Origin of the sequence: Bacillus sp. JJ1609, from assembly GCF_036967045.1 — a bacterium.
Classification (GTDB): Bacteria; Bacillota; Bacilli; order Bacillales; family Cytobacillaceae; genus Mesobacillus.
Genome location: NZ_JBALSS010000044.1, coordinates 1 through 1,858 on the forward strand (window position 1 = coordinate 1; position 1,858 = coordinate 1,858).

General features: G+C 39.0%; 2 protein-coding genes. One reads left to right on the plus strand and one right to left on the minus strand.

The features are described from left to right. Positions 1-200: 200 nt before the first annotated feature. Positions 201-815 carry a helix-hairpin-helix domain-containing protein gene (locus V7654_RS22685; RefSeq protein ID WP_335433112.1) on the minus strand — a complete coding sequence of 205 codons (615 nt, stop codon included), beginning with the start codon at positions 813-815 and terminating at the stop codon, positions 201-203. Positions 816-903: 88 nt separating this feature from the next. Between V7654_RS22685 and comER the strand changes: the two genes are divergently transcribed. Continuing rightward, on the plus strand, positions 904-1,728 hold the full coding sequence (gene comER / locus V7654_RS22690) for a late competence protein ComER (protein ID WP_335433113.1): 825 nt from the start codon (positions 904-906) through the stop codon (positions 1,726-1,728). The last annotated feature ends 130 nt before the right edge of the window (positions 1,729-1,858 follow it).

A 1,858-nucleotide genomic window follows, 5' to 3' on the forward strand; every position in this document is an offset into this window, starting at 1 on the left:
CATTGGGCTTTAACAGAGCAAAATTAATAATACAAAGCTGCTTGAATTAATTACTTATGTGGGCTTTGTTAATCTTAACTGTCCAACTCCAGTTTGAGAGCAACTTTGTTTATGAAATTAAATCCTGCAAATATGACGTAAAAAAATCTTATATTATTAATTCTAATGCTAATTTTGGACGAGTTCAATTTGTATGCGGATTATTTTACAGAAATAAGCTCTTTCAGTTTTTCGAACGTCTTATCACCAATTCCGCTGATGTTCTTTAAATCTTCGATTGTTTTATATGGTCCATTCGTTTCGCGGTATTCGATTATTGCTTCTGCTTTAGACGTTCCAATTCCAGGCAATGTTTCTAGCTCACTCGCTGCAGCAGTATTCAGATTTACAGTTTGTTTATCTTGTGACTGCTGGCCATTTTGCAATGGAACGTAGCCTTCTGCGCTTTCTCCCTTTCTAGGAACATAAATCACCATCTCATCACTCACATGCATGGCAAAGTTGATTGAGGCAGCTTCCGCCTCTTTCGTTAGTCCCCCTGCCAGTGCGATAAGATCAATCACCCTGTCATCGGCTTCAATCTCATATACTCCAGGCTGAACAACAGCTCCCTTAATATCAGCCATCATAACAAGTGGTTTTTCTTCAGGAACGGAAGCTTCATTTTTCTTTCCCTCTGTCTGTTCATTCATGACGGTCAGTTCTTCAGTTACTTCTGTAAGCTCCCCTTGGGAATCGACAGAAGAATAGATAAAAAATATTGCTGCTGCCATTGCTGCAACAATATATAGTTTATGTTCCTTAATCCATTCCATATCGGGACCAACACCTTTCAAATGTCATATTCTAAAAATTACAATCATATGGATATAGGAGAATAAATGCACGAAGGAGGGAAGGGTTATGAAAATAGGGATTATTGGCACAGGGAATATGGGGAGAATTCTCGCCGAAGCTCTCATTGATGGGAATGCCGTTTCCCCTTCTTCAATGATGATCACAAATAGAACTTTATCTAAAGCATTAGAGATACAAAAAATATACCCAGGCTTAACTGTTGGGCAGAATGCAATCGAAGTGGCACAAAATTCGGATGCCATTTTTATTTGTGTGAAACCACATAATGTATGGGATGTGCTTCAGCAGATCAACCCTGAGCTGAATAAGGATAAATGCCTCATCTCGATAACCAGTCCTATTAGCGTTGAACAACTCGAAAGAAATGTAGACTGTTCTGTTATGAGGATCATACCGAGCATCACCAACAGGGCACTTGCAGGCGTTGCACTTTTTACGTACGGGGATCAATGCGCGTCTGAATGGAAAACTTATTTTCATACATTATTTGAGAAAGTTTCAGTTCCGGTCAAAATCGAAGAGAAGATTACGAGAGTTGCGTCGGATATCGTCAGCTGCGGGCCAGCTTTCTTTAGCTTTCTTGTACAACGTTTTATTACAGCTGCCGTGAAAGAAACAGAAATCGATCAGACAACTGCCACAAAGCTTGCCAGTGAAATGTTAGTTGGATTAGGTGAGCTGTTAAGCAAAAACCATTATACTTTGCCTACTTTACAGGAGAAGGTTTGCGTAAAAGGTGGAATCACTGGAGAAGGAATCAAGGTGTTAGAAAATGAAACAGGAGAAATGTTCGAGAAGTTATTCCAGGCAACACATAAAAAATTTGAGGAGGAAATGGAGAAGGTGCGGGAAAAATTCGATAATGATTAATTTCTCCATCAGCTCTGAAAATCCTGCTTGTTTTAAAAATTTTATTCAGTTGGATAACTGAAGCAATAAACAATAAGGCTCCCATTAATTAAAATGGGAGTCCCAGACTAAAGACAAACTCGATTAAAGC